The sequence below is a fragment of the Nocardia sp. NPDC004260 genome (assembly GCF_053603155.1).
On record NZ_JBSGEZ010000005.1, the window covers coordinates 72,367 to 98,265 of the forward strand.

Consider the following 25,899-nt stretch of genomic DNA (forward strand, 5'->3'; position numbering starts at 1 on the left):
ATCTGCCGATCTTGTTGTGGGGTAGGGACATGTGCCGGAAACTTTACCTGTGCTGTTTTCCGAAAGCCCCGTTTTCGCTCGGGTGACGTCCGCGCTGGGGGGCGAGGCACGGCGTCGAGAACTATTCCGTTTCGCTTCTGTCGGTGTCGCGGCGTTCACGCTGGACACCGCGGTGTTCCTGACCTTGAAGAGCACTGTGCTCGAGCCGCATCCGGTGACGGCGAAAGTGGTCGCGGTGCTGGCGGCGATCACGCTGTCCTATGTGCTCAACAAGCAGTGGTCCTTCGACGAACGCGGCGGGCGGCGCGGTCATCACGAGGCCGCGCTGTTCTACCTGGTCAGCTTCCTTGCCGTCGCGATCAACACCGCGCCGCTGTGGGTGTCGCGGTACGTGCTGCATCTCGAGGTGCCCGAGGTCTCCCGCTTCACCCAGAACGTGGCCGACTTCGTGGCCGCGCAGCTGATCGGCACCGCGCTGGGGATGGTGTTCCGGTTCTGGGCCTTCGTGCGGGTGGTGTTCCCCGACAAGGTCCAGCCGCCTGATCCGGTGTGAGTTCCGATCACCCTGATGACAACCCTGTCACGGCTGATCGCGCACCGTGCGGGCCGCATCGCCGCGCCGCGACACCCCGTCGGCACGTTCGCCCTGCCGCGCAGGTGGTAGGAAAGGGAGCGTGTCCGCAACTGGCGAAGGATTCGACCCGAACAGAAACTCCCGCGCGGTGTCGGAAGTGGTGGAGCTGGTCAGCACGCTGATCCGCTTCGACACCTCCAACACCGGCGACCTGGCCACCACCAAAGGCGAGCGCGAGTGTGCGCAGTGGGTGGCCGACCAACTGCATCAAGCGGGGTATGTCACCGAGTACGTCGAGTCCGGCGCGGACGGGCGCGGCAACGTCTTCGCGCGACTGGAGGGCGCCGACCCGAGTCGCGGCGCGCTGATGATCCACGGGCATCTGGACGTGGTGCCCGCCGAGGCCGCGGACTGGAGCGTGCATCCGTTCTCCGGTGCGGTGCGCGACGGCTACGTGTGGGGCCGCGGCGCGATCGACATGAAGGACATGGTCGGGATGGCGCTGGCGGTGGCCCGCCAGTTCAAGCTCGAGGGCACGGTGCCGCCGCGCGATCTGGTCTTCGCCTTCCTCGCCGACGAGGAGAACGGCGGCAAGTGGGGGTCGCAGTGGCTGGTGGACAACCGCCCCGATCTATTCGACGGCGTCACCGAGGCGGTGGGGGAGGTCGGCGGGTTCTCGCTGACCGTGCCGCGGCCCGACGGCACCGAACGCAGGCTGTATCTGGTGGAGACCGCCGAGAAGGGCCTGGGGTGGATGCGATTGCGCGCCAAGTCCCGTGCGGGCCACGGCTCGTTCCTGCACGAGGACAACGCGGTCACCATCCTCGCCGAGGCGGTGGCGCGGCTGGGCAAGCACACCTTTCCCCTGGTGCTGTCGGATTCGGTGGCCGCGTTCCTGGCCGCCGTCGCCGAGGAGACGGGTCTGGAGTTCGATCCGTCCGGCCCCGACATCGAGGGCCAGCTGGCGAAGCTGGGCACCATTTCCCGCATCATCGGCGCCACCTTGCGCGACACGGCGAACCCCACCATGCTGCAGGCCGGGTACAAGGCCAACGTGATCCCGCAGACCGCCGAAGCGGTGGTGGACTGCCGTGTGATTCCCGGACGGCAGGCGGCGTTCGAGCGGGAGGTGGACGAGCTGATCGGCCCCGACGTCGAACGCGAGTGGATCACCAAGCTCGACGCCTACGAGACGACCTTCGACGGCGATCTGGTCGACGCGATGAACAACGCCGTGCTGGCGCACGATCCACGCGGCCGCACGGTCCCCTACATGCTCTCCGCAGGCACGGACGCGAAGGCGTTCGCGCGCCTGGGTATTCGTTGCTTCGGTTTCGCGCCGTTGCAGCTGCCGCCGGAGCTGGACTTCACCGCCTTGTTCCACGGCGTCGACGAGCGGGTGCCGGTGCAGGCCCTCGAGTTCGGCACCCGCGTGCTGGAACACTTCCTTCTGCACAGCTGATCCGATCCGGAAGAGAGGTTTCATGACCTACAACCCCTACGACGCGCTGCCGAAGGTGCCGTCGTTCACCCTCACCTCCGACGACGTCACCGACGGGCAGCCGTTCAAGAACGAGCAGGTCAGCGGCATCTTCGGTGCGGGAGGCCACGACATCTCCCCGCAGCTGTCCTGGTCGGGTTTCCCCGCGGAGACCGAGAGCTTCGCGGTGACGGTGTACGACCCCGACGCGCCCACCGCCTCCGGCTTCTGGCATTGGGTCGTCGCCGATATCCCCGTGAGCGCGACCTCCCTGCCCGCGGGCGCGGGCAGCGGCGAAGAGGGCGGCGCCATGCCGACCGGCTCGATCACCCTGCGCAACGACGGCGGCTTCCACGGCTTCGTCGGCGCGGCCCCTCCGCCCGGGCACGGCCCGCACCGCTACTTCATCGTCGTACACGCCGTCGACGTCGAGAGCCTGGGCATCGATGAGACCGCCAGCCCCGCCTACCTGGGCTTCAACCTGTTCTCCCACACGCTGGCTCGTGCGACCCTGATCGCCACCTACGAGCAGAAGTAGGAACCGCCGCACGATCGTGGCCCTGAGCGAAACGCTCGGGGCCACGGCGCTTTCTGCTGGCAGCGCTCATGCAACAGGAATTCGCGGGCGTGAATCGGCCTGCGCCGTCGCAGAATCGCCCTATGGACATCTCCGAAGCGGTCCGAGGCGCGCGCCTGCTCGCTGCCGATATCGAACGGTCCCTCGGCTTCTCGGCAAAGCTCGGCACCGAGTACCCCGAACGGTGGCGCCGCTTCCACGAGCTGGCGGGGCGTCCGATCCCGAGAGCATTTCGGTGCCGGAGGTCGGCACGGCCATAGCCCTGGATCCCAGCGACCTGGGCAGTACGACGCCGAAGGGTTCGCGATGGAGCTCGTGCAGGTTCTGCAGGACGATATCCAGATCCACCTGCGCGAGCCGTGGCCGAGGGATCCCGCCGCGAGCGGCCACGCCCTGGCGGCGACCGAGCGGGGCTGGCAGAGCACGGTGGATCGCGCCCATCTGGTTCCGTACGGCGAACTCGAACCGGCAACTTGATTCGACCAGTCGGTATTCCCAGCGCTGACCCGTTTCTCGTCGCGCCCTGGCCGTTCGCAGGCGCTACGCTGCCGCTGGACAGCCGCCCAAGTGGGCGCGTGAGGGATCGATGAGGGTAAGAACTTGATCATTCGCACCGAAACGGCCTGGGTGCTCTTCTTCGCCGGGCTCATCTTCCTGTGGGCGCTGGCGCTCGGCGTGTGGAAGTGGCAGGCGATGACCACTTCGCCGGACGGTCTCGCCCACCCCTACGTCGACATCGCCCACCGGGCCGCGTTGCTGTATTCGTTCGCGACCGGATTGATCGCGTGGTTCGTCGAGCTGTCGGGCTGGCCGACCGCGGTGAACGCCACCGCGGCAGGGGCCATCATCCTGCTGTTCGTGGTGACGATCGCGAACTACATCCGGCTCGGACTACAGCGCGAGACCGACAACCAGATGCGCAACCCGCCGCCGTCGATGCGTTTCGTCCTCGCCGCCTTGATCGTCGGTGAGATCGGCGGATTCGCCGTGCTACTGGTCGGCTTCGCCGTCGAGCAACTGAGCTAGCCAGGCAAATCCCGGGCAAGCCGAGCCTTCCAGCCCGCTGCTGCGCGGTCAGGCCGCGAGCAAGGATCGGGTGCGTTCGGCGAAGTCCGCGACCAAAGGATGTGGACCGAAAGCGACCATGCGCCGCTGGATGTCGCGCACGGCTTCCACGGAGCGAGAGGACTTGACCTTTCGGGCGAGATCCAGTGTCCGCACGCCGGTGGCGTGAGCGGCCTCGAGGTCGCGTCTTTGCAGGTGGGTGACCGCGAGCGCGGCGTGCGAGAGCGCTCCTCGCCGTGCACGGTCCTGCGCACGGGCGTAGGCGATCGATCGGCGGGCGTGCGATGCGGCCTGTTCCGTCTGTCCTAGGTCGCGAAACGCGTTCGCCCACTCACCGCAGATGTATGCCTGATCGATGAACAGTGCCCATTCGGGTTCACGATCGGGCTCGACCCGAGCGAACGCGTTTTCCGCGGCGTTGATCGCACGCGCCGCACCTGCCTTGTCACCGATGACGGCGAGCGAGCGAGCCTCCAAGGTCCACAAGTCCGCGAGGCAAGCGGGCGCGTCCACCTTCGCCAGGCCTTGGCGACCCGCCTGGGCGAGGCGTCGGCCTTCGTGCGGATGCCCGAGCAAGGTCGCCTGGTCGGCCAGTCCGGCGAGGATGTGCGCGCCGAGCGCGGGATCACGTGACTCTTCGGCCAAGCGCAGCGCCTGGATCAGATACCGCTGCGCCGTGCCGCGCTCACCGTTGTCGAACGCCATCCATCCGAGCAGGTAGGTCTGTTCGGCCGCCGCACCGCACCGCACAGCGCCACGCGGACGTCTTCTGCGCGCGCCGCAGCAGCGGGTACACGTGCTCGTTCATGTAGGCCGCCAGCACCAGCCGCCCCGAGCCACCGCCCTGGAAGATATCCATCTCTTGGAATGTGCCGAACATGTTCTTCACCGCGGTGACGTCCTCGAGCCGTACTCGCCGACGTTCATCCGGTAGCTGATCCAGAGTGTTCAGCAGCCAGTCGCGGGATGGCCCGATCGCCGCGACGGCGGCGAATGGAGCTGTGGCAAGGAGCTTCCTGCGATCCACGTCTGCCCTCCCGAGATCTGCGACCGCTTCCAGTGTCCGTATCCACGATGGGTGGTAAACGAGGGCTCGGTCAACGGTCGGCATCTGCCCAGACCGAGGGTCATAGGCGTCACGCGATATTCGAAGCGCGCCGAGAACACCAGCACGGCCCGAGCCGTCATTATCGCGGTCACCCGCCGCGTTTCGATTCGGCGTCGTCCGCCCGGGTCAGCTCTCTTCGCTGAGCTCTACGTCGCTGCCGTCTTCGACTCATGATGGCGCCCAGCCACACACCGGTCCGCACGCGAAGCTCGGCTCTCATGGGCGAATACGTGCCGTGGCGGGCCGACCGGAGGAACGGGGCGGCTGTGTTGATAGAAGTGGCGTCAGCGGGGTAGCTCGGTAGTGGGTCGGGATTCATCCGATACAGGAGGACGACGATGATGACCTTGGATCAGATTATGGCCATGGCGCGTGCCTGGTGGAACCAGATGTTTCCCTGCATGCCGATGATGTGATCCATCACCGCTGAACGCGAAGCTGCGGCACGAATCAGCTATTCGTCCAGCAGCTTCGCGTTCAGCCCGGCCACCACGGTCGGGTGCCGCTAGATCTTTGCCAGGCTGAACTGCATGACGTCGATATAGCCTTACCGGAAGAAGTCGGCGCAACCGTTGAGATACCGCAGGTGCTGTCGTAGGTCTCCGGTGAGGTCATCGCGATCGCCTCTACACGGCGGGTCTGCAGCGCGTGCGCCCAGTGTCGCAGCGTGATCGCATAATGCGGGCCCAGCGCATGAACCCGCTCGACTGCGAACCCGGCAGTTTTCGCGTGATCGAGCACTTCATCCGCCAGGGGCAGCTGGCCGCCGGAAAGATCTCATGCGCGATGTTCTCACCAGCGGTCCGCCTCCTTCGCCGGCAACGAGCCGCGCTCCACACTCGTGGACCTCGACGGCAGCCCGGTCGCCGGACTGCGCCCCGAGACCCCGGCGGCCGAAATCCTCACAGCGGCAACGACACGAGTCCACAAGGTCCGGTGAACACCGCACGGCCGGGCATCCGGCGCCGGGTAAGTTCGATGGACCGCCGATCCGAACAGGAGTCAGCAGTGCCCATCGAGCACGAAGCCAAGATCCTCTACATCGACCCCATCGCATGGCACATCATCGACAAAGGCGGCCGGAAACCCGGCGAGCGCACCGTTACGTCTACGATATCGCGCCGGGCGATGACTCGAAGTGGATCCGGTTGCGCGACAACGGCGATGGGACCACGCTCGCCGTCAAGCACATCACCAGCGACGCCATCGACGGCACCCACGAAGTCGAGGTGAGCGTCGACGACTTCGCTACCGCCAATGCCCTGCTCGAGATGCTGGGTTTCACCGCGAAGTCCTATCAGGAGACCAAGCGGGTCAGCTTCGTCCTCGACGGCGCGCAGCTCGAAGTAGATGCCTGGCCGCGGATCCCGCCGTATCTGGAGATCGAAGCCGCCACCAAGGATGAGGTGATCCGGATCGCCGAGCTGCTCGGCTACACCGAAGCCGACCTCACCGGCGAGAACACGATCAAGCTCTACGCCCGGCACGGCATCGACCTCAATACTGTCCGCGAACTACGGTTCTGAGCGTCGCGTCGCGCGTGGCGGCAGTCGCATGACGGGTGGCCACGATCATCGCCCCTGGGGCCCGGAACCACAAAAAGCGCTGTGGACCCAGGCGTGATGCCCTGTGCCCACAGCGCTTTTCGCCGGACTACTTGACGCTGACCACCTGATCGGAGGGCTCCTTGGCGTACAGCGCCTCGATCTCCGCGCTGTACTTGGCCGCGATGGGCGCGCGTTTGAGCGACATCTTCGGCGTCAGTTCGTCGCCGCCGGGTTCCCAGACCGCGCCCAGGACGGTGAAGCGTTTGATCTGTTCCACGCGCGACAGTTTGGCGTTGCCCGCCTGGACCGCGGCGAGTACTTCGTCGACGATCTGCGGCCGGGCGGCCAGGGCGGCGATGTCCTCGCCGGTGGCGTCGAGTTCCTTGGCGCGCAGGGCGGCGACGTCGGGGTCGAGCACGATCAGGGCGGCGATGTAGGGCTTGGCGTCACCGATGGCCACGACTTGACCGATCAGCGAGGAGGCGGCCTTCACCGAGTTCTCGATGTTGCTGGGAGCGATGTTCTTGCCCCCTTCGTTGATGATCAGTTCCTTCTTGCGGTCCACGATCCGCAGGTAACCGTCGGCGTCGAAGGTGCCGATGTCGCCGGTGTGCAGCCACCCGTCGGAGTCGATGGCCTCGGCGGTCTTGTCCGGCATGTTGCGGTAGCCGCGAGTGACGATCGCGCCGCGCACCAGCACCTCGCCATCGGCGTCCAGTCGCACCTCCACGCCGTCGCCCGCGCGCCCGACCGAACCGGGGCGGGGCTTGTCCAGTTCGGTGTAGGTGCCCACGCCGGTAGTTTCCGACATGCCCCACACCTCGCTGACGGTGAAGCCGAGGCCGAGGAAGTACTCCAGGGTCTCCGGCGGGATGGGCGCGGCGCCGGAGGAGGCCACCTTCAACTGATCCAGGCCCAAGGCGTGGCGCAGCTTGGACAGCACCAGCGTCTCGGCGATCCGATGCTGCGCGCTCAGCAGGGGACTGCGTCCTTTGCCCGCCAGATCGGCGCGCGCGGCGGCGATTCCGGTGCTGATCGCCCAGTTGGCCAGCGCTTTCTTGACCGGGCTCGGTTCTTCGGCAAGTTTGCCCTCGACACCGGCCTTGATCTTCTGCCAGACGCGCGGGACACCGAAGAAGCTGGTCGGGCGCGCATCGGGCAGGGCGGCGGCGACTTCGCGGGGGTCGGGGACAGTGGTGATCTGGATGCCGGTGAGCAGGTTGAGCGCGTGGGCGGAGATCCGGTCGGCGACATGCGCGGCGGGCAGGTAGGACACCACCCGGTCGTCCAGGCCGACCTGCAGCGGGCCGCTGACCAGGACGATGATCTGGGCGAGCACATTGCGGTGGGTGATCTCCACACCCTTGGACGGTCCGGTGGTGCCGGAGGTGTAGATCAGGGTCGCCAGGTCGTCGGCGCCGACGGCCTGCCAGGCGGCGTCGAAATCGAAGTCGGCGGCGGGCGCGGCCTCCACCTCTTCCAGGGTGACGGTGCCCTCGGCGGGGCCGTCGACCAGGATGATGTGGTCGACCGGCACGCCGGAGGCGGTGATCCGGTCGAGGAAAACCTGTTCTGTCACAACGATTTTGTTGCCCGCGTTGGTGAACAGGTGGGTGATCTGCTCGGGGGAGCTGGTGTTGTAGACGGAGAACGGGGTGGCGCCCAGATGCAGGGCGGCGGTGTCGACGAGATTGAACTCGGGGCGGTTGGTGAGCATGATGCCGACGGTGTCGCCGTGGCCGACGCCGAGCCCGGCCAGGCCCGCGGCGATCGAACGCACCCGTTCGGCGTACTCGCGCCAGGTGTACTGCTGGGTGCCGCCCACCTTGCGCAAGGCGATCTGGTCGGGGCGCAGCCGCGCGGTCTCCTGGAATGCGGCGGGAACGGTGTACACCGTTTTGCCCGACTGATGCGCGTATCCGATTTCTGTTGTCGTCATATCCCTGTTCCCGATAGCGCTGGCATGAACCGGGCGCCGGTCTGCGCCGGCGCCCGATCCAGGACTCGAAGTCGTGACACAGCGCGATGAAGGCGCTGTCGGTCCTACGAGTGAGTCGCGCCACATGTGGCGCGACTCACTCATGGTAGCCACAGGCGGGAAGCCGGGTGGGGCAAACTTCAACAATCCTTCAGGCACCGATCAGATCCGGCGCGGCGCCGGGCCCTGGACGCGGACGGACGTTCTCACCGGGTGCGAGCACGACCGCGTCCACGGCCCCCCGAAGTTCGCCGGTGGAATCGCTGTCGTGCTCGTCGAACGCCCACGGCGCGGAGTCTGTCGGGATCCAGTGCTTGCGCCGGGTGCGCTTGGCCTCGAGGTACTCGCGGGCGCGTTCGCTCAGCGCCCGGGTCCGCAACGGCACGGGAGTGACCCGCAACCCTTCCTGCCGCAGGGCCTCGACCTTGGCGGGATTGTTGGTCAACAGTTGCACCGAACGCAGTCCGAGTTCGGCCAGTGCGCGGGCGGTGGCCACGTAGGTGCGCCCGTCGGCGGGGTAGCCGAGGGCTTCGTAGCTGGCGAAGGTATCCGCGCCCGAGCGCTCGCTTTGCCGGTAGCCCAGCGCTTTGGCGATCAGGCCCGCGCCGCGGCCCTCCTGTTCCAGGTAGACCAGCACGCCCGCGCCCGCGGCCTGGATGAGATCCAGCGCCTTGTCCAGTTCCGGCCCGCAGTCGCAGTCCTGCGACCGCAGCGCCTCTCCGTAGAGGCAGCGCGAGTGCACCCGCACCAGGCAGCCGTCGGCGACCGCGCCGAACAACAGCAGGTGCCCCTTCTCGCCCTCCCCGGTCAACTCCACCACCCGAACTCGCAGATCATGCCCGTTGCGACGGAACCGATGCTCGGTGTCGGCAGGATCCACAACTTTGGTCAATGCTCCTCCGTAGCGAGTTTGTAAATTCGCTCGACCTCACTCACCAGTGGCATTGCCGCGGGGACATCCCCGATCGATTGCGTCGCCACCATTGCGGCGGTCGCCCAGACGTAGTCGTTGCGTTCGGCGGGGCGGCGCGTCGAAACGAGACGATATACCAGGGCGGCGGAGAAGGCAGCGTGAGCGCCCACCGAGTCCTCCAGCGCCGTCGGGAAAGGCTGGAATCGGTCGCTGACCTGGTCCGACCACACCTCGCACCGGAAATCCTGGATCGCGCAGACCGCGCCGACGCCGAGCGCGCGCAGCCGTGTGGCGGTCGGCTCGCCACACCGGGTCGCGTCATCGCCCGCCATCGCCAGCGCTTGCAGGTCCTTGTCGCCGCCGACGAGGTAGTCCACCGCCCCGAGATGCTGATACAGGTACTGCGGGCGTTCCAATCGCGGCGCCGGATGCACCACCACCAGCGGCCGCCGCGGCAGTTCGCGCAGCTGCCCCATGATCTGCTCGATGACGCCGGTGGGTTGCTCAAACGTCAGCAGCACCGCGTCCGCGGTGGCGATCGCCGACCGGATCGCGTCGGTGCGCAATTCCTGCGCGCTCAACCGGATTCGCTCGTCCTTGCAGCCGATCGTGCTCGCCGCGCCGGTGCGGGCCACGATCACCGCGGTCACGGGTGTCGGGGCGAAAGGCACCACCTTGACGAGTTCGGTCTCGACGCGTTCGCTGCGCAGGTATTCCAGGATGCGATCGCCCGCGTCGTCGTCGCCGACTGCCGAGATCAACCGCACCCGCAGCCCCAGCCGGGCCGCGGCGACGGCACGGGTGAGGCCCTTGCCGCCGGGATGCTCCCGGTAGCTGCCGCGCGCGGTCGCGCCGGAGCCGGGGATACGGTCGACCACGTACATGTGGTCGATGACCGCGTCGCCGATCACCGTGACCACACCGCGGTCGTCCACCGGGACCGTTTCGGCCGCAGCGGTTTCCGCCGAGACACCGAAATCGACGACGTGCGCGCCGTCGAACACCGATGCCGTGGCCAGTCGCGCGGCCAGTTCGGTGAACGCCCGGCGCTCGGGAGCGCCACGCAGTGAGCGCACCGTGAGTGTGCCGGGAATCGGTTGCGCTCCAAGGGCTTCGTGCAACACCGCCCATCGCTCGGCGAGATATTCGCGCCGCTCGCCCAGGTCCGGCGCGTAGAGCCGGGCGGGATCCACTCCGGTAGGCGGGTTTTCGCGCAACAGCCCCAGCGACAGTTCCGCGTCGACGACGAGCCGGTGGGTGGGCTCCAAGCGCAGCGCCATTTCGCGCACCAGCGGCAGCACCGCCTCTTCCCGGTCGACGCCCGCACGTCGGGCGTACTGCCGCACGGCCAGCAGATCCAGCAGGGGTAGTACGTCGATCTCGGTGTTGCGCAACCGATCCGAGCTCAGGCCGGAGCGTTTGCACAAGCGGGTGAGGATATTGCGAACGGCAACCATTCCCGAATCCTGCGGGACCATGGCGATGCCACCCTCCTCTATCGGCGCGACACCGGGCCGTCGCGCGCATGTTGGCCACGCAAATCGGGTTTAGCCAGCGGGCAAATTGTCAATTACCAAATTACAACGGCAATTGCGCGCGGGGAGCGGCAAATGCCACACTGTATGTGGCGATCCCCATCGCACCACCAGGCACATCGGGAGGGCTGGTGATGAGAATGATTCTTCAGATACGGCAGCCGCGACGGCGACGGCAACACCGCTCCGGCGGATCCGATACCGAGCTGGTGCCCAAGCGGGTGAGGGACTGAACCAGCCGCCGGACACTCCCCGCGGCAACGCACCGGTCATCACCGCCTCGCGGCGGTACGCCGACCACACGCCGTAGCGCCCCCGGCCTCTCGGCCCGAGGGCCCACTCCGTTTCCTGAACTCCGCAGCCGTGGCACCTGCCACCGCGCCGATCCAGCCTCGCACGCCACCATCGGCGCGCGACGCCCACCGACTCGCCCGATACCGCGGTGCCCCCGGCCGCCGCACAGCGAGCCACCCTCTGGACCACCCGGCCCGGCATCGGACCTCTCCGGCCCGGGCACACCCACCCCCGCGCCCGCCGGACCGGCGGAACACACGATGCGGCGCCTCCACCGCGCCGCACCAGCGGATGCACGACAGGAGGCATTCGTGATCATCGAACTCAGCACCCTGGAGCCGGCCTCACTCCACCTGTTGCACCGGAGACCGCGATGACCATACACACCACCGAATGGACGATGACCAGTGACATAACCCCGGAATCGGCCTACCGCGACACCGACGCGACCGACAGCTGGCGGCTGAGCTGGCTACCGGACCGGCGGCTGACCCGGGGCCAGGCACTGGCCGGGATGTCTTTGGACGAACTGCTCAGCGACCCGCACGTCGTGCACGACCGCATGACCCAGGCCCGCGTCGAGGCCTATGCCGACCAACTGGGCATCTTGCGCGACCACGCGGTGATCCTGCTCGCCAAGCGAATGGCCGCTCGGCTGGGCCAGCAATTGCGGCCGAAGGGAGATCCGGCACCGCCGGGGCATCGACCGCGATCCCGGCGAGTGCGCACCCGCACTGCCGAACCACCGTTCGTGCTCGGCTGACTCACCTGATTCAGGCGTGGGCTTTGTGCTCCGCGCCGACGGCCTCACCGATGCTGCGATAGCCCCCGGCACGCAACCGCTGCGCCAGCCCACGATGGATCCTGCGCATCCAGAACGGGCCGCCGTAGATGAAACCGGTGTAGCCCTGCAACAACGTCGCCCCGGCCAGGATGCGTTCCCACGCCTGGTCGACGGTTTCGATACCTCCGACCGAGATCAGCACCAGCCGATCACCCACCCGCCGGTACAGCCGCCGCAGCACCTCGAGCGAACGGTCGGCGACCGGCGGACCGGACAAGCCACCCGCCCCCATGGCGGCCACCTGCGCCGCGTCGGTGCGCAGACCGTCCCGGCGGATGGTGGTGTTGGTGGCCACGATGCCCGCCAAGCCGAGTTCCACGGCCAGATCGGCGACCGCGTCGATGTCCTCGTCGGACAGATCCGGCGCGATCTTCACCAGCACCGGCACCCGCACACTGTCCAGCACCGCCCGCAGCAGCGGCCGCAGCGATTCCACCGCCTGCAGATCCCGCAGGCCCGGCGTGTTGGGGGAGCTGACGTTGACCACGACGAAATCGGCCAGCGGCCCCAGCAGCGCGGCGCTGGTGGCGTAGTCAGCGGCCGCGGCCTCGGGCGCCACGATCTTCGTCTTGCCGATGTTCGCGCCGATCGGCACCCCACCGCGCCGGGCACGCAGCCGTTCGGCGGCCGCGGCGGCGCCGTGATTGTTGAACCCCATCCGATTGATCAGAGCGCGGTCGGCCGGCAGCCGGAACAGCCGCGGCGCCGGATTGCCCGGCTGCGGCTGCGCGGTCACGGTGCCGATCTCGGCGAAACCGAACCCCAGCGGCGCCCAGGCATCCACACCGTCGGCGTTCTTGTCGAAACCGGCGGCCAGGCCCAGCGGCGCGGGGAACTCGACCCCGAATGCCTCGGCGCACAGGATCGGATCGCGGCTGACGAGGACCTTGCTCATCGCCCAGCGCAGCGGCGCGAGCCGGGCGGCCAGCCGCATGACCGCGAAGACCAGGTGGTGGATGCGTTCCGGCGCGACCAGGAACATCAGTCGGAGTAGCAGGGCGTACATCGGCTCACATTCCGGGTTCGGGCTGGGGTAGTAGTGCGGATTTTCGCCGCCGCAGCAGCACCCGCCTGCTGCCGTCGGTGTAGGCGCGCACCCGCGAGAGTTCCCAGCCGCCGAACTCCGCCTGGATCGCCAGCCGCATGGACGCGGTCACCCGCGTGACATCCGGTGGCAGCCGCAACGGCACGTACTCGTAGTCGTCGCTGGTGGTTTCCCAGCCCGCGGGCAGTGCGCGCCCGCGCCCCCGATGCGCTGCCGGTTCGGTGGATGCCGCGGGATCCTCGTCCGCGTGCGGTGTCAGAGCCATCAGTGCCCTCTCTTCCGATCGTCCGCACCGATCCGTTGCAGACCGTCGCCGGTCGCGGACCCCACGAACAAATCACCGGTGCGTTGCTCGACAGCCACCGAGTTCGGTTGCCTGACGGTGGCGTAGCGGCCCACTTCCTTCGGTATACCAGTCGACAGGTCGAATCCGACGACCTCGTTGCGCTGCGTGCACGTCACCCACACGGTGTCCGACCGCTGATCGTAGGCAAGTGCGTAAGGCGAAGATCCTACCGGGAAACGCTGCCGCAACACGAGCGGTCCCGCGGTGTAGACCAGCAGTTCGCCGCCCGCGGTGTCGGTGACCACGAACCGTCCGCGCGTGTCGCCGATCAGCTGCGTGGCCCCATCACCGGCGCGCAGCGCCAATCCGGGGCGCTGTTCGCCCGGCTCGAGTTCGAAAATGGCGGTCTGATGCCGGTCGAGCACGGTCAGCTTCCCCTCGGCCTCGGCCAGCACGTCGGCGGAGACGAGCCCGGACACCGTGCGGGTCACCGCACCGTCAGGTGCCAGGTCCAGCACCCGGCCGTCGGCGGTTCCGACCAGCAACCCGCCGTCGGGGCGTGCATGTACCGACCGCACATCGCCGTCGACGGCCACCGCGGACACCGCCCCGGAGGCGAGGTCCACCCGTAGCACCCGCCCCGGTGCGGCCGCCAGCATCTCACCCGGCTTGCCCGGGGTGAGACCGCTGGCGCGATCGGGCAACGTCACCGTGCGCACCACCGGCGCGGCTGCGGCGGGATCGAGCACGGTGAGGACCGAGCCGTCCAGACCGGCCAGCAACCCGCCGCCGTAATCGGCTTGCAGCTCGGCCAGCGGACCGGCGGGCAGCACCCGCCCGACCGGCGGCGTCGTGACCGCAGGCGCGACCGCGGGGGTGGCCGGTTCCCTGGTCGGCAGATCAGGGCCGCCCGAGCCGGAGGAGCAGCCGGCCAGCAGTACCAGCACCGCCGCACCCGCGAACACCGAGACGAGCGAGCCGCGAGGGCGCATCCACCGAACTCCTTCTACCGACGAATTTTCCGCAACCTCACCATCTGACCATGATGCGGCAACCAACCGACCGACCGGGGTGGCGGCTCGAGCGGAATGTCGGCGGCGGCGGCTACGGTGGAGACCACACTGTCCGATACAGGGAGATCCGGGTTGAAAGCCGACCATACGTCGGGATTTGTCATCGACGACATCACCGTAGGCCCCCACGCGCACGGCTTCGGCACCACCGCCGAGGGCCACCCGTTCGCGTTCCGCACGGTCCGCGCCACCCTGACACTGGAGATCTACCGCCGCGATCTGGGCGATGCCGTCCCGGGCCCGGAGGACGTGCTCGCCACCGCCGACGCCACGGTCACCGACATCGACCTCGACGACGAGCGCAGTGTCGCCGCCCTGGTGCGGGATATGATCCCCGACACCGCGGCGATCGAGGCCGCCGCGGGACGGGACGTCACGACCGTGCGTGCCCTGCTGGGACGGATCAGCTCCGTCATCGAAGGTATGTAGGAAGTGATGACCCACACACCACTCGCCCGCGTCGCGCTCGCCGCCGCCGGTCTGCTGCTGACGGCGGTCGTCGCCGCGTGCGACACCGGAACCGACGAGGCCGCCGTCGATGCCGCCCGGTCCTCGGCGAACGCGTCGCTGTCGTCCTCGATCGCCGTGTCCTCCCGTGCCGCCCACCCGCCGCTGCCCACCGCCGCCGACCTGGACGCCCAGATCAAGCGGGCACTGGACCCGGCGCTGCCCGACAGCGAACGCACCGCCCTCATCGAGGACGGGGAATCCTTCCGCCAGGCCATCCCCGACATGTACAAGGCGCTGCAGGACAACCCGCGCGCCGTCTACGGCGTCACCGATCCGGTGTTCGACAACCACGACGGCACCCTGACCGCCACCATGCGGCTGGACAAGGACGGCACCGGCGCCGCGGTCCGTACCACCGTCGTGCACTTCGTGCTCGTCGACGGCAAGTGGAAGATCTCGCGCACCGACCTGTGCGGCATCCTGCGCTCGGCCGACTACCGCACCCCGGCCTGCGGCTGACCCGCGACGCGATGCGCCGTTCCGGATCACTGCGGTGGGGGCGGTGGGTCCACCGCAACCGCTACCTCGTTCTCGCCCTGTTCGTACTGTTCGTGCTGGTCTCCGGCTGGTACGGCCGCGACCTGGCCGGGCGGCTGACCCAGGAGGGCTGGTTCGACGAGAGCAGCGAATCGGTGGCCGCGGCCGAACTGGCCGACCGCACCTTCGGCCGCGACACCGACAGCGACCTGATCCTGCTCTACACCGCACCCGACGGCGCCACTGTCGACGACCCGGCCGTCCGCGGCCCGGTCACCCAGCACCTGGCCGGATTGCTGGCCGCCTACCCCGACCGCATCCAGAAGATCGACAGCTACTGGGACAGCCCGTTCTCCGCCCAGGCCACCGACGCCGCGCACACCCACGCCTTCGCCAGCGTCGGCCTGCGCGGTTCGGGCACCGCGACGGTGCAGAACTACGCCGCGATCAAAGACCATCTCGGCGCCGGACGCGCAGGCGCCGGCCCGGGCGGCACGACCGTGCAACTGGCCGGATTGCAGCCGATCGTCGAAGGCATCAACACCGGCATGCAACGCGACATCAAACGCGCGGAGATGATCGCCCTGCCGTTGGTGGCGATCCTGCTGTATTTCGTGTTCGGCGGCGTGATCGGCGCGCTGCTGCCGGTGCTCATCGGCGGCATGACCATCCTGGGCACCCAGGGCGCGCTGCGGGCGCTGACCGACCACCTCGACGTCAACGTCTTCGCCAGCGCCGTGATGACCCTGGTCAGCCTGGGCCTGGCGATCGACTACGGCCTGTTCACCGTCACCCGCTTCCGCGAGGAACTCGCCGCGGGCCACACCGTCGAAGAGGCCACCTCCCGCACCGTCGCCACCGCCGGGCGCACCGTGCTGTTCTCCGCCGCGATCATCGCCCTCAGCCTCGGGGCGCTGTTCATCTTCCCCAACGGGGTGCTGCGCTCGGTGCCGCTGGGCGGTATCAGCTCGGTGCTGCTGGCGGCACTGCTGTCGGTGACCGCGCTGCCCGCGGCGTTGAGCATCGTCGGGCGCCGCATCGACTTCCTGGGGTGGAAACGCTTCTCCCGCAGCAAGACCGAGGCCCAGATCGACGCCGGCTTCTTCTCCCGCCTGGCGCTGTGGGCGATGCGCCGCCCCTTGGCGGTGGCCGTGCCGATCGTGCTGGCCCTGCTGGCGCTGAGCATCCCGATACGTCACATCGAATTCGGCGGCCTGAGCGAACGCTATCTGTCCGACGACAACCCGGCGCGAGTGGCGCAGGAACGTTTCGACGCCCTGTTTCCCAGCTTCCGCACCGAGCCACTGAAACTGGTGGTGCTCGGCGCCGACCCACAGCAGTTGAGCGACATCCGCTTCGCCGCCAACCAGATCCCCGGCCTGACCGGCCGTTTCGAACCCGCCGCACCCACCAAGGACGGCATCAACGTGCTCGCCGCCGGGCTGACCGACAAACGCGACGCCGACCGGGTGATCGCCGCACTGCGCGCCATTCCTCAACCGCCCGGCACGCAGGTGATGGTCGCGGGCGTGCCGGCCCTGGAACGCGACAGCATCAACGGCCTGCTCGACGGCCTGCCGGTACTGCTGGCCATCCTGGTCGCCGCGGCACTGGCGCTGATGTACGCGGCGTTCCGCTCGCTGGTGCTCGCGTTGAAAGCGGTGGCCATGAGCGCGCTCAGCCTCGTGTCCACCCTCGGCATGCTCACCTGGATGTTCGTCGAGGGGCACGGCGCGGGGATCTTCCACTTCACGCCAGGGCCGCTGATGTTCGCGGTGCTGGCGTTGATCGTGACGGTGGTGTTCGGGCTGTCCACCGACTACGAGGTATTCCTGCTGTCGCGGGTGTCGGAGGCGCGTGCCGCCGGCGCGGACGCACCTGAGGCCATCCGCTACGGCATCGCCCACACCGGCGGCGTGATCACCTCCGCCGCCGCGATCCTCATCGTGGTCACCGGTGCGTTCGGGTTCTCGGATCTGGTGCTGATGAAATACATCGCCTACGGCATGATCGCCGCCCTGATCCTGGACGCCACCGTCATCCGCATGCTGCTGACACCCGCGGTGCTGAAACTGATCTGGCGGTAGGACACCGGCAATCGTTTACGCTTTCGGGCATGTCCGGCACGTCGATCGGCTACGCCCGCTGTTGCACGCACAAAGGATCTCACCGCTTCACGCGACCGGTTGTGTGAGCTCGGCAGCACCGGGCGACGCGGCTATCGCGTCCACGGATCGACAGGCACCAACCCTCAGCGTCCCGAGCCGGACCAGACGCGCGCGGCGGTCCGCACCGGAGAGGCTCTCGTGGTGCCGAAACCAGACCGGCTCGCCCGCCCGGTCCCGCCCGCGCGAGCGGTCGGTGACGACCCCGCCACCCGCGGCCTCCGAGACGCGACGACCAGGTCTCCCTGACGGCAGCTCTGGGCTCGACCCGGCTGTATCCCCGGCACGGCTGACGGTCGCGAACACAGGACCACACGGACGTCGCCGACGGTTAGGCGGGGCCGCTGCGGTCAGCGGCGCACCGGCAGCACCAGTTGCGCCCCGGTGACCGGGTGGTCGAGCACTTCGACCGGGTGCTGGTAGACCCGCGTGAGCAGTTCGGTGGTGAGCACTGCACGCGGTGGACCGTCGGCGGCGATGCGACCTGAGTCCAAGACCGCGACGCGGTCGGCGTAGGCGGCCGCGACACCCAGATCGTGCAAGACGACCACGACCGCCGCACCGTCGGCGGCGCGCTCGGCGGCCAGACGCAGCACGGCCTCTTGGTGGCCGAGGTCCAGCGCGGCGGTCGGCTCGTCCAGCAGCAGGGTGGCGGTGTCCTGCGTCAGCACACGCGCCAACGCCACCCGGGCGCGTTCACCACCGGACAGGGTCGGGAACGATCGCGTGGCCAGATGAGCGACATCGGTGGCGGCCATCGCGGCGGCGATCTGTTTCTCGTCGTGTTCGCGGCGTTCGGTCCGCACCCAGGGCGCGCGGCCCATCGCCACCACTTCCCGCGCGGTGAAGGGGAACCCGACGGTGTGGGTCTGCGGCAACACCGCCCGCCGCCGGGCCATGTCCAACGTCGTCCAGTGAGCCAACGGCTGCCCGTCGAGCTCCACCGTCCCCGCACTCGGCGCCAACTCCCCGGCCAACGCGGCCAGCAACGTCGACTTACCGGCCCCGTTGGGCCCGACGAGAGCGACGACCTGCCCCGCCACCGCCTCGAAATCCACACCGTCGAGCACCCGCCGCGCCTGCCCGCCCCCGCGCCGCTCCACACTCACCCCCGACGCCCGCACCGTCACATCTCCCCGCCGCGGCCACCCCGGCACCTCGTGCACAACCCGCACCTTCACCCCGCATCTCCCGTCGAGCAGCACACCATGGAGAGGTCTTCTCGGCGTCCGCCGCAGCCATGCGCCACTCGGCGAGGCCCGCTCATGCCCAGCCTCCGGCCCGGGCGCGGGTGCGGCGCAGCAGGTAGAAGAAGACCGGGCCGCCGATGAGGGAGGTGAGCATGCCCAGCGGCAGGTCGGCGTTGTCGACGAGGGAGCGGGCGGCGACGTCGGCGGCCAGCAGCACCACCGCGCCGACGACGGCGCTGAGCGGAATCAGGATCCGGTGGGCAGGGCCGACCAGCATCCGCACCAGATGCGGCACGATCAGACCGACGAACAGGATGATGCCGGTGAACGCGACACCGGCGGTGGCCAGGATCGCCACCACCACGATCACGTTGCGCCGCAACCGCTCCACGTCGACACCCAGATGGCGGGCCGCCGACTCTCCGAGCGCCAGCAGATCCAGCCGCGGCGCCAGCAGCACCGCCGCCGCCACACCGACCGCGGCCAGCGGCGCGACCACACCCACCGACTCCCAGGTGGCCCCGTTGAGCGACCCCAGTTGCCAGAACACGATCTGATCGCGCGCGGCGGGGGAGGCCACGAACAGCAGCAGCGCGATCAACCCGCCCGCGAACGCGTTGATCGCCACACCGGTCAACACCAGCGTGACGACCTCGGTGCGGCCGCCCGAGCGCGCCAGCAGATACACCAGCAACGTCGTCGCCAGCCCCGCCACGAACGCCGCCGCGGCCACCGACCACGCCGCCACGAACGCCCCGCCCACCACGATGACCGTGCCCGCACCGACCGCGGCCCCCGCCGACACCCCGATCACGCCGGGCTCGGCGAGCGGATTGGCGAACACACCCTGCAACAACGCACCCGCTGTCGCCAGCGCCGCACCGACCAGCATCGCCAGCACCACCCGCGGGAACCGCACCTGCCACAACGTCACCTCACCGGCAGGATGCGCGGGCATCGGCCCGACATCCAGCCCCATCCGATGCAATACGCTGCCCGCCACCTCCGCGGGCGTCGTCGGCACCTGACCGATCGCCGCCGACGCCACCGCCAGCGCGACCAGCCCGGCCACCGCCACCGCGAACACCAGCAGCACCCGCGAACGTCCCCGCGACTTCGGCAGCGGCGGCACCGGCGGCCGCGCCGTGTCCGTCTCCGAGACGCTCATGCGTGCCCGGTGCCGTACACCGCCGCGCTCAACGCCGCGATCACCCGGCCGGTGTTCGGCCCGAAACTCAGCAGCACCGCATCCGACATGTCCACCACACGCCGGTCGCGGCCCGCCGGGGTCTGCGCGATCCCCGGCACCTTTTCCAGCCCCTCCACACCACCGACGGACTTCAACCCGTCCGACATCACCAGCAGCACATCCGGCGCCGCGCCGATCATGGCCTCACTGGTGATCGCCGTGAACGGCTCTTTCACCCCGGCCACCGCGCCCGCGTCCCGCGCACGCAGCGCCGCGATCAACGCGTCCGCACCCGACCCGGGCCCGGCGAGCATCGTGATCGCGGTGGAACGCAGATACAGGAACGCGATGGTCAGCTGCGGGTCCTGCGCGGGCACCGCGGCGCTCGCGGCGGCGATCTCGTCGCGGGTGCGCCGCGCCAGCGCCTGCCCCCGCTCCGGCACCCCCAACGCGCTCGCCACCGCCTCGATCTGCGGCACCACCCCGTCCATCGTGCGCTGCGGATCGAAGTACACGACCGTGACCCCCGCCGCACGCAACTGCTCACGCACCGCGGGCGCCGCGCTGGTGGTGTCGGTCAAGAACACCGACGGCCGCATCGCCAGCACCGACTCCACATTCAGCGACCCGTTGCCCCCGGCCACGTTCGGCACATCCCGCACCGCGGGAAACGCCGCCGAGGTGCTGCGGCCCACCAGCTTGGGCCCCAGCCCGAGCGCGTACACGATCTGGGCGAGGGTGCCGTAGCGATCCACGGCGATGACGCGGGAGGCGTCGGTGACCGTCACCTCGGCGCCGTCGAACGAACGCACCGTCACCGGCAGCGTGGGCGTGGGCTCCGGCCCGATGGGCACCGGATCCAGATCGGTCAGCGTCGCCGTCGTCGGCCCGTGCCCGCCGTGCGAGGACCCGGCGTCGGCGCCACACGCGACCACCACCGCCAGCCCGCTCACCGCGAACAACATCGGCAGGGCGCTCCGCCATCCGGTTCGGATCCGACTCCCACCCCTGGCCGCTGCAGTGCTCATGCAGGCAAGGCTAATCTGTGTCACTCCGCGCGTGCACTGACGTCGTCCAGGGCCGCGGCGATCGCCCGCGGCAACTCCAGGGTCTCCGCGGCCAGCACGCCGGTGAGCTGCCCGATATCGCGGGCGCCGACGATCATGCTCGCCACACCCGGCCGGTCCCGGATCCAGGCCAGCGCCACCGCCAGCGGCGAGGTGCCCAACCCGTCCGCGGCGGTCACCAGCGCATCCACCACCCGGGTGGCGCGGTCGTCGAGACCACTGCGGATCTCCGCCGCGGTCGCCTCGTCGGCGCCGCGCGAATCAGCGGGAACACCGTCGCGATACTTGCCGGTGAGGATGCCGCCCGCCAACGGCGCCGAGGCGATCACCCCGACACCGTGGAACCGCGCGGCGGGCACGACATCGGTCTCCGCCCCCCGCGCCAGCAGCGAATACGGCGTCTGCGCCGCGGTCACCGGCGCCACCGCGGCCAGACTGGCCAGCTGCCAAGCCCCGAACCCGCGCACCCCCGCGTAACGTACCCGGCCCGAGCGCACCACCTGCTCCAACGTCGAGGCGACCTCCTCCAACGGCGTCCGCGGATCCCACACCGCGACATTCCAGATGTCGAGATGATCGGTGCCGAACTCCAGCAGCGTGCGGTCCAGCTGCCGCAGCAGCGCCCGCCGCGAGGTGTCCACCGTGACCTGCGCCGCCTCCGGCATCCCCGCCGCGGCGAATCCCCACGGCGCGATCCCGGCGCAACCGCTGAGCACCAGCTCGTCGCGGGAGACCAGGTCACCGAGCAATTCGGCCAGGATCCGCTGCGCGGCCCCGCCCGCGTAGGCGGGGGAGGTGTCCACCAGCGTGCCGCCCGCCTCGACGAACGCCACCAGTTGACCCGCCGCGTCCTCGGCGTCGGTGTGCGCACCCCAGGTATGGGTCGCCAGGCCCATCCGCGACACCCGCAGGCCGCTGCGGCCCACCGTCCGCTGTTCCATCACCGTGTCCGCGCATTCGTCACGGCGCCAAGCCTAGAGTGTGGATACGCGACTCGGCGGCCACCAGCACAGTGGGTCGCGCCCGGGTGCGGCGAGCACACCCGCGACCCGCGCGGTGGCGGCAGCACCACGGCCGGGCACGCCGCCGCGGCCTCGACACTGTACTGTCGCTGCGTGATTGGCGCGGTGGTCAGGAAGAATCGACCGATCGCCGCACCAATGCCCAGGTAGCAACGCGTATTCGGCGCGGAAGTGGAGGATGGTTCGTGGTAGGCGAGTCGATGACCTGGGTGCAGGCCTTGGTGCTGGGTCTGGTGCAGGGACTGACGGAGTTCCTGCCGATCTCCTCCTCGGCGCATCTGCGCATCGTCTCGTCGGTCTTCTTCGGCGACGACGCGGGCGCCTCGTTCACCGCGGTGACCCAGCTGGGCACCGAGGCCGCGGTGCTGGTGTACTTCGCCAAGGACATCTGGCGGATCCTGTTGGCCTGGTTCGCGGGTCTGCGCGAGCAACTGACCACCCGCGGCCGCCAGCAGATCCCGCTGCACGATCAGCCCACGACGAGACTTCCGGTCATCACCGCCGACCACAAGCGCGTCTTCGACGAACAGGCCCAGCGCGAACTCGACTACCGCATCGGCTGGTATGTGATCATCGCCACCATCCCGATCGGTGTGCTGGGATTCTTGCTCAAAGACGAGATCCGCACCGGCGCCCGCAATCTGTGGCTGGTGTCGTTCATGCTGATCTTCTTCGCCCTGGTCATCGCCGCCGGTGAACACTTCGGCCGCAAGGATCGCCCGATCGAGCAACTGACCACCCGTGACGGGCTGGCCATGGGTTTCGCGCAGTGCCTGGCGCTGATCCCCGGTGTCTCGCGCTCGGGCGCCACCTCCACCGCGGGCCTGTTCCTGGGCTTGGAGCGCGAAGCGGCCGTACGGTTTTCGTTCCTGCTGGCCATCCCGGCCGTGACCGCATCGGGCCTGTTCAGCCTGCCGGACGCGTTCGAACCCGCTGGTGAGGGCCTCAACGCCAGTGGACCGCAATTGCTGGTGGCCACCGTGCTGGCGTTCGCGGTCGGCTACGCGTCGGTGGCGTGGCTGCTGCGTTTCGTGGCACGGCATTCGCTGTACTGGTTCGTCGGCTACCGCATCGTGCTGGGCGCGATCCTCATGGGTCTGCTGGCGGGCGGGGTGGTCTCGGCGACATGATCGCTAGGCTGACCGCATGACGGTGATCCTGTTGCGGCACGGTGTGTCGACCTCGAACACCGCCCGCACCCTGGCCGGTCGCAGCACCGGTGTCGAGCTCACCGAGCGCGGCGAGGAGCAGGCGAGGGCCGTGGCCGAACGACTGGCCGGGCTGCCGATCGAACGGATCGTGCACTCCCCGCTGCTGCGCTGCCAGCGCACGGTCGCGCCGCTGGCGGAAAAGTTCGGGCTGGAACCGGTATTCGACGACCGGCTGCTCGAGGTGGACTACGGCGAGTGGACCGGGCGGCCCATCGCCGAACTCCTGGAGGAACCGCTGTGGAAGGTCGTGCAACGGCACGCCTCCGGCGCGGTGTTCCCCGGCGGAGAAGGGCTCGCGCACGTACAAGCCCGCGCGGTCGCCGCGATCCGTGAGCACGACCGCGCCCTGGCCGAGCAGCACGGCCGCGACGCGCTGTGGGTGGCGTGCACGCACGGCGACGTGATCAAGTCGGTACTCGCCGACGCCCTGGGCATCCACCTCGACGGCTTCCAGCGGATCCTCGTCGAACCGGCCTCGCTCAGCGTCGTGCGCTACACCCCGACCGCACCGTACGTGTGGCGGCTCAACGACACCGGCGCCGACCTGTCGGCCCTCGCCGCCTCCGGCGGTCAACAGCAGACGGCGGCGTCGTCGACGCCGGGAGGCGAGGTCTCCGGACCAGTCCCCGGTGGCGAGCTCGGCAATAGCGCAAGTGCGGATAATGGGAATGCGGAGCGTCGAGATTCCTTGTAAACAACCGAGCGGTCGTTGTATGGGATCCCCGCGCCGCGGGTAGTCGATCAGGGTCATATCAGGAGGTGCATGTGTCACGCGCAATCCATGTATTCCGCACCCCCGATCGTTTCGTCGCCGGGACCGTCGGTGAGCCGGGCGATCGCTCGTTCTATCTGCAGGCCGTGCAGGAACCGCGCGTGGTCAGCGTGCTGCTGGAAAAGCAGCAGGTCAAGGTGCTCGCCGACCGGATGGGTCTGCTGCTGGACGAGGTCGCGCGCCGCTTCGGCGCCGAAGTGCCCCCGCAGGCCGAGGACGTCGCCGACAACGCACCGCTGGTCACCCCCATCGACGCCGAGTTCCGTGTCGGCACCATGGGCCTGGGCTGGGACGCCGACGCGGGCGCGGTGGTGGTGGAACTGCTGGCGATCACCGAGACCGAGGTCGACGAGTCGGTGGTCCTGGACGACACCGAAGAGGGCCCCGACGCGGTGCGGGTGTTCCTCACCCCGATCCAGGCCCGCGAATTCGCGCTGCGCTCCACCCGGGTGATCGCGGCGGGCCGCCCGCCGTGCCCGCTGTGCGGTGAGCCGCTGTCGGCGCGCGGGCACATGTGCGTGCGCACCAACGGCTACAAACGCGGTGAGATCTTCGGCGCGGCCGAAATGGAGGAGTGATTCGGTGGCCGAGGCCGGGGACGGATTCCACAACGGTGAACTGACCGTGGTCGGGCGGGTGAGCACCGCCAGCAACGTCACCCTGGTCTGCGACGTGAACGACACCGTCGCCGGCGAGACACCCCTGCGGGTGGTCTACAAACCGATCCGCGGCGAACGACCGCTATGGGATTTCCCCGACGGCACCCTGGCCGGACGCGAGGTCGCCTCGTATCTGATCTCCGAGGCGATCGGCTGGGGCGTGATCCCCGAAACCATCTTGCGCGACGGCCCTTTCGGCTCCGGCATGGTGCAACGCTGGGTCGTGAGCGCGGACAACCACACCGACCGCGGCGACCGCCTCGACCTGATCGGCCTGTGCCCGGCGGGCGCGGTGCCCGACGGCTTCCGCGAGGTGCTGCGCGCGGTGGACGACGTCGGCAACGAAGTGTCGCTGATCCACGCCGACGATCCGCGGTTGCAGCGCATGGCGGTGCTGGACGTCCTGCTCAACAACGCCGACCGCAAGGGCGGGCACGCGCTGGAAGGGGTGGACGGGCAGGTCTACGGCGTCGACCACGGCATCTGCCTGCACACCGACCACAAACTGCGGACGGTGCTGTGGGGCTGGGCCGGGCAGCCCATCGACGACGGGCTGATCGCCGACATCACCGCGTTCGCCAAGCAGCTGCCGGGCGCGTTCGCCGACACCCTCGGCGAGCACATCACCGACGCCGAGATCGACGCGTTGATCGAACGTACCCAGAAGGTGCTCGACGACCCGGTGATGCCGGTGCCGCGCACCTCCCGGCCCATTCCGTGGCCTGCGTTCTGATCGTGACCGCTGCCGTGGGCGAGGTTTCCTGGCACAGTTGAAGCTTCGAGCTCGGTGCGACGACGAGGAGGACGCGATGCCCCACTCCACTCCCGATCGCGCGGCGCCGGTGGTGCGGGTCGTCGTCGGCGCGCCGACCTATCGCATCGCATTGCACTACGTGCACCTCTACGACAAGAAGCCCTACCCCGACACCGACCTGCACCTCTACGACAACGGGGTCTACTGGCTGAGCTCGGCGGGGGAGAACCACTTCGGCGTCTACGTCATGACCGAGGGTTCGGTGGACTCCGGGCGGTTCACCATGCGGTTCATCTCGTTGCCTTCCGCGGACTGGGGCGATACGGTCGCTTATCACGAACTCGAGTTCGATGTCGCGCGCGGAGAATTCACTCAGCTCGCGCTCGCCGACACCGATCCCGACATCCCCGAACTGGACGGCACGTTCGCGATCGGCCCCAACACCGTCACCGATCCCACCCGCGGCACCGACAGCTGATTCAGCGAAACCGTAATTATTGACATCCCACGATTTGCTGGAAGACGCAGGTCGCGGCAGGCGACCCTACCGGCCGCAGGGGCGCG

The 25,899-nt window shown here is 69.1% G+C and carries 28 protein-coding genes; 15 read left to right on the forward strand and 13 right to left on the reverse strand.

The window, feature by feature from the left end:
- The first annotated feature begins 49 nt into the window (after positions 1-49).
- The 5 genes from ACWEO7_RS05215 to ACWEO7_RS05235 all read left to right on the forward strand — a co-directional run bounded on the left by ACWEO7_RS05215 (position 50) and on the right by ACWEO7_RS05235 (position 3,657).
- A complete protein-coding gene (locus ACWEO7_RS05215; RefSeq protein WP_452420941.1) occupies positions 50-553 on the forward strand; it encodes a GtrA family protein in 504 nt (167 codons plus the stop codon).
- Between the two features lie 121 nt (positions 554-674).
- Positions 675-2,036 (forward strand): M20/M25/M40 family metallo-hydrolase, encoded by a 1,362-nt coding sequence (locus ACWEO7_RS05220; protein WP_452420943.1) that lies wholly within the window; start codon positions 675-677, stop codon positions 2,034-2,036.
- A 22-nt stretch (positions 2,037-2,058) separates the two neighbouring features.
- Complete coding sequence (locus tag ACWEO7_RS05225) at positions 2,059-2,592, forward strand: YbhB/YbcL family Raf kinase inhibitor-like protein (RefSeq protein ID WP_452420945.1); 534 nt, start codon at positions 2,059-2,061, stop codon at positions 2,590-2,592.
- A gap of 345 nt (positions 2,593-2,937) precedes the next feature.
- The gene (locus ACWEO7_RS05230; RefSeq protein ID WP_452420947.1) at positions 2,938-3,108 is read left to right on the forward strand and encodes a hypothetical protein; all 171 of its coding nucleotides are present in this window, start codon (positions 2,938-2,940) and stop codon (positions 3,106-3,108) included.
- A gap of 123 nt (positions 3,109-3,231) precedes the next feature.
- Positions 3,232-3,657 carry a hypothetical protein gene (locus ACWEO7_RS05235; RefSeq protein WP_452420949.1) on the forward strand — a complete coding sequence of 142 codons (426 nt, stop codon included), beginning with the start codon at positions 3,232-3,234 and terminating at the stop codon, positions 3,655-3,657.
- A 48-nt stretch (positions 3,658-3,705) separates the two neighbouring features.
- Here ACWEO7_RS05235 and ACWEO7_RS05240 read toward each other — a convergent pair whose 3' ends face one another.
- From ACWEO7_RS05240 to ACWEO7_RS05250, 3 genes are all read right to left on the reverse strand, one after another.
- A complete protein-coding gene (locus ACWEO7_RS05240; protein WP_452420951.1) occupies positions 3,706-4,401 on the reverse strand; it encodes a hypothetical protein in 696 nt (231 codons plus the stop codon).
- Positions 4,382-4,723 (reverse strand): hypothetical protein, encoded by a 342-nt coding sequence (locus ACWEO7_RS05245; protein ID WP_452420953.1) that lies wholly within the window; start codon positions 4,721-4,723, stop codon positions 4,382-4,384. Before ACWEO7_RS05245 ends, ACWEO7_RS05240 begins: the two co-directional genes overlap by 20 nt.
- Positions 4,724-5,281: 558 nt before the next feature.
- On the reverse strand, positions 5,282-5,563 hold the full coding sequence (locus ACWEO7_RS05250) for a class I SAM-dependent methyltransferase (protein ID WP_452421067.1): 282 nt from the start codon (positions 5,561-5,563) through the stop codon (positions 5,282-5,284).
- 296 nt (positions 5,564-5,859) lie between these two features.
- Between ACWEO7_RS05250 and ACWEO7_RS05255 the strand changes: the two genes are divergently transcribed.
- Positions 5,860-6,330, forward strand: coding sequence for a hypothetical protein (locus ACWEO7_RS05255; protein ID WP_452420955.1), 471 nt, complete (start codon positions 5,860-5,862; stop codon positions 6,328-6,330).
- 127 nt (positions 6,331-6,457) lie between these two features.
- Here ACWEO7_RS05255 and ACWEO7_RS05260 read toward each other — a convergent pair whose 3' ends face one another.
- From ACWEO7_RS05260 to ACWEO7_RS05270, 3 genes are all read right to left on the reverse strand, one after another.
- Positions 6,458-8,290 (reverse strand): AMP-dependent synthetase/ligase, encoded by a 1,833-nt coding sequence (locus ACWEO7_RS05260; protein ID WP_452420956.1) that lies wholly within the window; start codon positions 8,288-8,290, stop codon positions 6,458-6,460.
- Between the two features lie 190 nt (positions 8,291-8,480).
- Positions 8,481-9,221 (reverse strand): GTP cyclohydrolase II RibA, encoded by a 741-nt coding sequence (gene ribA / locus ACWEO7_RS05265; protein WP_452420958.1) that lies wholly within the window; start codon positions 9,219-9,221, stop codon positions 8,481-8,483.
- On the reverse strand, positions 9,218-10,699 hold the full coding sequence (locus tag ACWEO7_RS05270) for a PfkB family carbohydrate kinase (RefSeq protein WP_452420960.1): 1,482 nt from the start codon (positions 10,697-10,699) through the stop codon (positions 9,218-9,220). Before ACWEO7_RS05270 ends, ribA begins: the two co-directional genes overlap by 4 nt.
- A 745-nt stretch (positions 10,700-11,444) precedes the next feature.
- Here ACWEO7_RS05270 and ACWEO7_RS05275 point away from each other — a divergent pair.
- Positions 11,445-11,834, forward strand: coding sequence for a hypothetical protein (locus tag ACWEO7_RS05275; protein WP_379252475.1), 390 nt, complete (start codon positions 11,445-11,447; stop codon positions 11,832-11,834).
- A gap of 10 nt (positions 11,835-11,844) precedes the next feature.
- On the opposite strand, the gene ACWEO7_RS05280 is transcribed toward ACWEO7_RS05275, so the two are convergent.
- The 3 genes from ACWEO7_RS05280 to ACWEO7_RS05290 are packed head-to-tail and all read right to left on the reverse strand — an operon-like array spanning position 11,845 to position 14,238.
- Positions 11,845-12,921, reverse strand: coding sequence for a quinone-dependent dihydroorotate dehydrogenase (locus ACWEO7_RS05280; RefSeq protein ID WP_452420961.1), 1,077 nt, complete (start codon positions 12,919-12,921; stop codon positions 11,845-11,847).
- Positions 12,922-12,925: 4 nt separating this feature from the next.
- Positions 12,926-13,225, reverse strand: coding sequence for a DUF5703 family protein (locus tag ACWEO7_RS05285; RefSeq protein WP_450017443.1), 300 nt, complete (start codon positions 13,223-13,225; stop codon positions 12,926-12,928).
- Positions 13,225-14,238 (reverse strand): hypothetical protein, encoded by a 1,014-nt coding sequence (locus ACWEO7_RS05290; RefSeq protein WP_452420963.1) that lies wholly within the window; start codon positions 14,236-14,238, stop codon positions 13,225-13,227. Before ACWEO7_RS05290 ends, ACWEO7_RS05285 begins: the two co-directional genes overlap by 1 nt.
- 153 nt (positions 14,239-14,391) lie before the next feature.
- Between ACWEO7_RS05290 and ACWEO7_RS05295 the strand changes: the two genes are divergently transcribed.
- Genes ACWEO7_RS05295 through ACWEO7_RS05305 form a run of 3 tightly spaced genes read left to right on the forward strand, consistent with a single transcriptional unit; the run spans position 14,392 to position 17,393 of the window.
- On the forward strand, positions 14,392-14,748 hold the full coding sequence (locus tag ACWEO7_RS05295; RefSeq protein WP_450017447.1) for a hypothetical protein: 357 nt from the start codon (positions 14,392-14,394) through the stop codon (positions 14,746-14,748).
- Between the two features lie 6 nt (positions 14,749-14,754).
- On the forward strand, positions 14,755-15,288 hold the full coding sequence (locus ACWEO7_RS05300; RefSeq protein WP_452420965.1) for a hypothetical protein: 534 nt from the start codon (positions 14,755-14,757) through the stop codon (positions 15,286-15,288).
- Positions 15,289-15,299: 11 nt separating this feature from the next.
- Entirely contained in the window at positions 15,300-17,393 is a 2,094-nt protein-coding gene (locus tag ACWEO7_RS05305) for an MMPL family transporter (RefSeq protein ID WP_452421069.1), read from the forward strand.
- A 428-nt stretch (positions 17,394-17,821) separates the two neighbouring features.
- Here the strand turns inward: ACWEO7_RS05305 and ACWEO7_RS05310 are convergent, their stop codons facing one another.
- From ACWEO7_RS05310 to ACWEO7_RS05325, 4 genes are all read right to left on the reverse strand, one after another.
- Positions 17,822-18,652, reverse strand: coding sequence for a heme ABC transporter ATP-binding protein (locus ACWEO7_RS05310; protein ID WP_452420967.1), 831 nt, complete (start codon positions 18,650-18,652; stop codon positions 17,822-17,824).
- 82 nt (positions 18,653-18,734) lie between these two features.
- Positions 18,735-19,829: a FecCD family ABC transporter permease gene (locus tag ACWEO7_RS05315; protein WP_452420969.1), complete on the reverse strand. Its 1,095-nt coding sequence runs from the start codon at positions 19,827-19,829 to the stop codon at positions 18,735-18,737.
- The gene (locus tag ACWEO7_RS05320) at positions 19,826-20,878 is read right to left on the reverse strand and encodes a heme/hemin ABC transporter substrate-binding protein (RefSeq protein ID WP_452420971.1); all 1,053 of its coding nucleotides are present in this window, start codon (positions 20,876-20,878) and stop codon (positions 19,826-19,828) included. The genes ACWEO7_RS05315 and ACWEO7_RS05320 overlap by 4 nt, the downstream gene beginning before the upstream one ends.
- Positions 20,879-20,898: 20 nt before the next feature.
- Complete coding sequence (locus ACWEO7_RS05325; protein ID WP_355078005.1) at positions 20,899-21,858, reverse strand: aldo/keto reductase; 960 nt, start codon at positions 21,856-21,858, stop codon at positions 20,899-20,901.
- Positions 21,859-22,139: 281 nt separating this feature from the next.
- Here ACWEO7_RS05325 and ACWEO7_RS05330 point away from each other — a divergent pair, with 281 nt between their 5' ends.
- The 5 genes from ACWEO7_RS05330 to ACWEO7_RS05350 all read left to right on the forward strand — a co-directional run bounded on the left by ACWEO7_RS05330 (position 22,140) and on the right by ACWEO7_RS05350 (position 25,813).
- Complete coding sequence (locus ACWEO7_RS05330; RefSeq protein WP_355078058.1) at positions 22,140-23,069, forward strand: undecaprenyl-diphosphate phosphatase; 930 nt, start codon at positions 22,140-22,142, stop codon at positions 23,067-23,069.
- Between the two features lie 16 nt (positions 23,070-23,085).
- The gene (locus ACWEO7_RS05335; RefSeq protein WP_452420973.1) at positions 23,086-23,844 is read left to right on the forward strand and encodes a histidine phosphatase family protein; all 759 of its coding nucleotides are present in this window, start codon (positions 23,086-23,088) and stop codon (positions 23,842-23,844) included.
- Between the two features lie 71 nt (positions 23,845-23,915).
- Positions 23,916-24,500, forward strand: coding sequence for a DUF3090 domain-containing protein (locus ACWEO7_RS05340; RefSeq protein WP_450017461.1), 585 nt, complete (start codon positions 23,916-23,918; stop codon positions 24,498-24,500).
- 4 nt (positions 24,501-24,504) lie between these two features.
- Positions 24,505-25,314 (forward strand): SCO1664 family protein, encoded by an 810-nt coding sequence (locus ACWEO7_RS05345; protein ID WP_452420975.1) that lies wholly within the window; start codon positions 24,505-24,507, stop codon positions 25,312-25,314.
- A 76-nt stretch (positions 25,315-25,390) separates the two neighbouring features.
- A complete protein-coding gene (locus ACWEO7_RS05350; RefSeq protein ID WP_452420977.1) occupies positions 25,391-25,813 on the forward strand; it encodes a hypothetical protein in 423 nt (140 codons plus the stop codon).
- Positions 25,814-25,899 lie beyond the last annotated feature (86 nt).